At 47.6% G+C, this 5,999-nt stretch carries 4 protein-coding genes; 2 read left to right on the top strand and 2 right to left on the bottom strand.

Translation table 11 applies throughout. The annotated features are described in order from the left end of the window. The first annotated feature begins 353 nt into the window (after nt 1-353). Nucleotides 354-857 (top strand): HlyD family secretion protein, encoded by a 504-nt coding sequence (locus MO867_RS20055; RefSeq protein WP_252472411.1) that lies wholly within the window; start codon nt 354-356, stop codon nt 855-857. Nucleotides 858-908: 51 nt separating this feature from the next. Here the strand turns inward: MO867_RS20055 and MO867_RS20050 are convergent, their stop codons facing one another. After that, on the bottom strand, nt 909-2,549 hold the full coding sequence (locus MO867_RS20050) for an acetolactate synthase large subunit (protein ID WP_252472410.1): 1,641 nt from the start codon (nt 2,547-2,549) through the stop codon (nt 909-911). Nucleotides 2,550-2,870: 321 nt separating this feature from the next. Between MO867_RS20050 and MO867_RS20045 the strand changes: the two genes are divergently transcribed. Then, complete coding sequence (locus tag MO867_RS20045) at nt 2,871-4,760, top strand: potassium transporter Kup (protein WP_252472408.1); 1,890 nt, start codon at nt 2,871-2,873, stop codon at nt 4,758-4,760. Nucleotides 4,761-4,922: 162 nt separating this feature from the next. Here the strand turns inward: MO867_RS20045 and MO867_RS20040 are convergent, their stop codons facing one another. Beyond that, nucleotides 4,923-5,132, bottom strand: a complete 210-nt coding sequence (locus MO867_RS20040; RefSeq protein ID WP_256474220.1) for a thioredoxin domain-containing protein — start codon at nt 5,130-5,132, stop codon at nt 4,923-4,925. Nucleotides 5,133-5,999 lie beyond the last annotated feature (867 nt).

The raw sequence follows: 5,999 nt of genomic DNA, 5'->3' as shown, positions 1-5,999 counted from the left end.
CGAGCGGTACAGTGACTATGGGGCTATAGCTGCATGAAACTGTCCGAAGTGTTGTTGCTATTAACGAGGGTCAAACCGTTACAGAGGGAGAGCTGCTGTTAAAAATTGAGTCTATAGAGTTACTGGAACGAATCGCTGATCTCTCCTCCCGCCAAGCAAATTTAGTAAGGATCACCGCTGAATTTACTCTACTCTCTGAAACGGCAAAGCAATTACTCGCCCCCGCGCGCGAAAGAAAATTACAAGTAGAAAGAATCGTCAATCGAATCGACCAGCTGGCAAACCGAGGAGCCGTCAGCGAAGTAACCTATCAGGACGTGCTACGAGATAATTACGAGGCCCGTGAAAACCTAGTGAAAATACAGGTCGAGAGTACCACGCTGGATGACAAGCGAAAGGCCGTAGAGCACGCATCAGACAATGCGACAAGAGCGTTAAGAAAACTTGAACAACACTACAATGGTGGTGTTGTTCAAAGCCCAACAACGGGCTTGGTAGGTGCCTCGATCCCACATGTGGGCAATGTCTACGAGGCCGGTGAGCCTTTAATGTCCATTTATACCGGTGAAGCCTATGTTCTCGCCTATCTGCCCAACCAATATCAGTTTGCTATCAAGCCAGGTTTAGAAGTGTTGGTTTCCAGCGGACGCTACCAGGATAAGGGAATATTGATAGAAACAATTCCCCTTTCAGAGGCGCTACCCCAAGAGTTCCAAAATACCTTCAAACCTACCGAACGCAACCAGCTAGCCAAGATTGCCCTGTTAGACCCCACCATGTTTCCGGTGAACGAGAAAGTCACCATCACGCTCAAACTGAATTGGGTCGATGTCGCTGTCGATCGATTTATGAAGTAGCGCCACCGAGGGCCGTTTTGGCCAGTTAAAAAATGGGACCTTTCTATAAAATCACAGTTTGCTGGAAAGCTCCCGGATCTCGTGATTCAGAATACGATCATTATGACTGTAATCCACGGGCACATCGATCAAATGGACACCACCGGCTTTGCAGCACTTCTCAATTATCGGTTTCAATTCATCCGTCTTCTCGACCCGGTGGCCATGAGCACCGTAGGATTCTGCATACTCGACAAAATCTGGATTGCCCAAGTCGAGTCCAAAGTCTTCAAACTCCATCATTGCCTGCTTCCACTTAATCATTCCGTAGGCATTATCGCGCAAAATAAGCACAATCAGATCAAGATTTAAGCGTACCGCTGTTTCTACTTCCTGGGAATTCATCATAAAGCCGCCATCCCCACAGATGGCCATAACACGGCGATCCGGGCACACCAGTTTTGCTGCCATCGCAGACGGCAAACCTGCCCCCATGGTCGCCAAGGCGTTATCGAGAAGCACTGTGTTGGGGGCCAACGCGGGATAGTTACGCGCAAACCAGATTTTAAACATGCCGTTATCCAGGGCAATAACGCCTTTCTCTGGCATAACATCGCGGATGTCTTTGACCAGCCGCTGAGGCCGAATCGGGAAAGTAGTTGTGCTAGAACCCTCCTGGATATGCTTCTGCAGCGCTGAACGGATGCGATGCGCATCTGTAAAGCTCCAATGGTCCTGCGGCTCCAAGAGCTGGTCAAGCCGCCACAAGCTGTTGGCAATATCACCGACCACTTCAATCTGTGGAAAGTACACGGGATCAACCTGCGCCGAGCTGAAATTGATATGGACAACTTCCGGCCCTCCTGGGCGCATAAAGAATGGCGGCTTCTCTACTACATCGTGGCCCACATTGATAATCAAATCGGCCTGCTCGATAGCGCGGTGAACAAAATCTCCATCCGAGAGCGCAGTATTGCCAATAAAATGGGGCCCGGATTCATCGATAACCCCTTTACCCATCTGGGTCGTCACCACAGGAACACCGAGTTTATCGACAAACTTCCGCAGCATTGTGGAAGTAAGCTTACGGTTGGCCCCTGCTCCCACCAGCAACAGTGGCTTTCGTGAGGCAACAATAGCCTCCGCAGCTTTCCGCAGCGCCTTATCTTCAGCAATCGGCCTTCGTGTATAGCTAGGCTCCAAAACGGGCATGGTGGAGTGTTCGCGAGCGATGTCTTCGGGAAATTCCAAATGTGTCGCGCCCGGCCGCTCCTCTTCAGATTGCCGAAAAGCTTCGCGTACGTGGGCGGGCACATAATCACCACCCACAATCGTTTTTGTGAATTTTGTCAGTGGCCGCATCATATCTACGATATCGATAATCTGAAATTGCCCCTGCTTTGAACTCTTGATCGGCTTTTGTCCGGTGATCATTACCATTGGCATACCACCAAGCTGTGCATAGGCCGCGGCCGTCACAAGGTTAGTGGCACCAGGCCCGAGAGTGGACATACAAACACCGGACTTGCCGGTTAGACGCCCATAGGTTGCCGCCATAAAGCCAGCGCCCTGCTCATGCCGGGTCACAACGAGCTTGATTGCCGATCCTCTCAAAGACTCCAGCATGTCCAGGTTTTCCTCACCCGGAATGGCGAAAATATACTCCACACCCTCCTGCTCCAGGGCTCGAACAAATAAATCTGAGGCTTTCATTTAGGGGGGCTCCTGTTGTCTCACACCTGCGATACAGAGAAAAAATGCCTGAGAGAAAATAGACGACTTGAATTAACTACCGCACGCCAAGGCTCTATTTACCAGAACTCTCTGACTGCCAGAAATTCTCCGGCTTCATGGGTTTATAGAATATGTTCGGTGCCCTAACTCATCGGCTGTCCCAGCCGTGTATTGCTAAGATCACTCTCAGGGAAGGCCAATTTCTTGCGCGTGGCAGCTGCCTATTTCCAGATGACAGAAATATCCCTGATAAGTCTTTGATCACTGCCTCTGTATGACACCGTATGATAAGAGTTGCAAATGGAATCTCCTTCAGAAGGCGCAGGAAAACACTGGATTCTGTCACTTGCTGCTCTCGGCGTTGTATTTGGTGATATTGGCACCAGCCCACTCTACGCATTCAAGCTCATCTTCCACCCGCGATACGGGATTCCTTTAACCGCCGAAAATATTATTGGCGGCGTCTCGGCGGTATTCTGGGCCCTGACAATCATCGTTACGGTAAAATATGTGACGATTGTGATGCGCCTAGACAACCGAGGTGAAGGCGGCATTATGGCTCTGATGACCCTAGCTCTGGAGGCAACCAAGGGACGGGATTCACTGAGAAAGTTTGTGATAGGCGCAGGGATCTGTGGTGCAGCACTGTTCTTTGGGGATGCCGTTATCACACCGGCAATATCCGTGCTTTCTGCTATCGAGGGCCTTGAAATTGGCAGTAGGATGCTCAAGCCATTTATACTTCCAATTTCAGTGGGGGTACTTCTCGGGCTGTTTTTTATGCAGCGCTTTGGTATAGAAGCCGTAGGAAAGCTATTCGGACCAATAACCGCCATTTGGTTTTTAATCCTGTTAATTATCGGCGCATCCTGGGTCATAAAAAACCCAGCTGTCCTGCACGCAATTAACCCCCTTCATGCACTCAAATTTCTAAGCGGGCATGGCATAGCGTCCTTCTGGATACTGGGAGCAGTATTACTGGTCTTCACTGGAGGAGAGGCGCTGTATACCGATATGGGGCATTTTGGCCGCAGACCAATTCGAATCGCCTGGCTGGGGTTAGTACTTCCCGCGTTGATGCTGAACTACATGGGCCAAGGTGCTCTTTTAATGTTGGAGCCCTCTTCAGTAGATAATCCGTTTTATCGAATGTATCCCAACTGGGCACTCTATCCCATAATCGTTCTCGCCACCGCTGCTACCTGCATCGCCTCCCAAGCCTGTATTGCCGGCACCTTCTCACTGGCTAAACAAGGCATCCAGCTGGGTCTTCTACCCAGGCTCGCGATACACCACACTTCCTCAGAGTTAGCAGGGCAGATCTATATGCCAGGTGTCAATTTTATATTGATGATTGCAGTATTAATGGTCACCCTCACCTTCGGGAGTTCAATGCACTTAGCCAGCGCTTATGGCGTATCCGTGAGTGGGGCCATGTTGATTACTTCTTGTATCGCAGCAGTAGTCTACCGCTATAGCCTTAAATACAACCTGGCTGTATGTATTCTCGGGGGTACTTTCTTTGTCGTTATTGACTTCGCATTTTTCACCTCCAACCTGGCAAAGATCGGTCATGGTGGTTGGTTCTCAGTCAGCTTAGCGGCATTTATCGCAATGCTAATGATAACCTGGCGCAGTGGCAGACAGGCGGTTAACTACTACTTACAAAGCAAGGACTATAAACTAGCACCCTATCTAAATTCCCTTTTTAAGAAACCACCACTCAGAGTGCCAGGCACGGCTATATTTTTAAGCACCAATCAAGTCAATGTACCCCATGCCCTGATCTATAACCTGAAACACAATAGTGTACTACACGAAAAAAACCTTTTCTTAACGGTGACTGCGGTGAATGTGCCCAAAGTTATGCTCAAGAATCGAGTGATTATTAGCAAATTAAGAGAGGGGTGTTTTAGACTTATTCTCCGTTATGGATATATGGAACACCCCGACGTGGAACGCACCCTACAACGACTCAATAAGCTACATTTATTAGATATAGACCCTGCTAAAGCCTCCTTCTTTATTTGCCGGTATAACATATTCCCAGTAACCGGCGGCTACAGTAAAATGGCAAACTGGCGTGAGAGGATTTTTGCTGCCATGGTAAGGAACTCAAGCAGCGCTATCGAATATTATAGAATTCCTGCCAATAGAACTGTCGAAGTACAAGAGAATATTATGATTTAAATCGTGTCCATGCCCTGGTCATTTGAGTAATTATCTGTCTTTCAGTCCTTCTTGAAAACAAACCACTCCTTTTAACAAAAGGGTCCACAACAGCTTATTGCCTAGATAATTGCACATCAAGCCCACTCTACTGACCGGCTATATCTTTCAAAACGGCAGTGTTCAGAATTCTGTGTCACTTTCAGAAATTATTAAGTTTTCATCAAGCAATTTGGGTATTCTACCTGTAGGATTCAATCTCATGTATTCACTTGATTTTTGCTCAACGGCCTTTCTGTCAGTCAATATCGTTTCGTACTCGACGCCCATCTTCTTAAGAATCATATGGGGCGCCCAACTTGCATTTCTCGGATAATAGAATAACTTGTACAAAACCAGCTCCCGTTATCTTTCAGTTGAAATCACTCGATTCTAGCTAACTCAATGTAACGTCTTATGGTTTGAATATAACGAGCGTATATTCTTCGACCTCAAGCTCCGCCTCAATAATTTTCGATATCTCCTCCCAACTTCCGCTCACCAGGCCTGCACAAATCAAAGGGTAAGCTATCTTTCTCATTATCTGCCTAATAGGTTCGCAGTCGGTTTTGACTCCATTTCCTCGCCAGTGAAATTTAAAATCGTGTGATTAAAGTCATCTTTAGAAATATTCACACTCGAATAACCACCGAGCCTTTTGATCCACTTCTTCGCACCTAGATTTGTTCGATATGCATCGGAGAATAGATTTTTTATGGATAGCGTAATTCCTTTACCCACTTGGCAGTGGCAATTACAACCATGGATAATCACATCAAATTAGCAACCGATCGCCAGCTGAAGATCATCCCCAAAGATTTCTTTCATGCATAATTCCTATACCGCAACCTAGCTCAAGCCGACCAAAAAGTCTGCCTCGCCCCACTGAAGGGCACTTATGGTGCTGTCATGCTTTTTGGGTCGCCGCGGTGAAAGTAGAAATTATTTGGACCCCTATGGTCCGCTATGAGAGCTATGGCGCTTACCGAGTAAGACGCCACAGAAAGTCACGTAAAGCTAATTCAGCGTGAGAGGCCGAATAAACTCATTTATAGAATCCACTGTAGATTCAGCCAATATGCCTCGACTACCACGCCCCTCTTGACTTATCGTGACTTACTAGCCTCTTCCTTTGAATGCTCTTCCGCTTCCTTCATTATCTCTTCTGCAATACTTCGGACAGTTTTAGGGGGCGAAATAGGTAGGAACCACGGCCAGATA

Origin of the sequence: Microbulbifer okhotskensis (genome assembly GCF_023895975.1) — a bacterium.
GTDB classification, from domain to species: domain Bacteria; phylum Pseudomonadota; class Gammaproteobacteria; order Pseudomonadales; family Cellvibrionaceae; genus Microbulbifer; species Microbulbifer okhotskensis.
The sequence above is the reverse complement of the archived record's forward strand: the minus strand, read 5'-3'. Positions and strand labels throughout refer to the sequence as shown.

Bases quoted from the DNA above. Each gene is read 5' to 3' on its own strand.
- MO867_RS20045 (WP_252472408.1), top strand. From the start codon at position 2,871: ATGGAATCTCCTTCAGAAGGCGCAGGAAAACACTGGATTCTGTCACTT.
- MO867_RS20050 (WP_252472410.1), bottom strand. From the start codon at position 2,549: ATGAAAGCCTCAGATTTATTTGTTCGAGCCCTGGAGCAGGAGGGTGTG.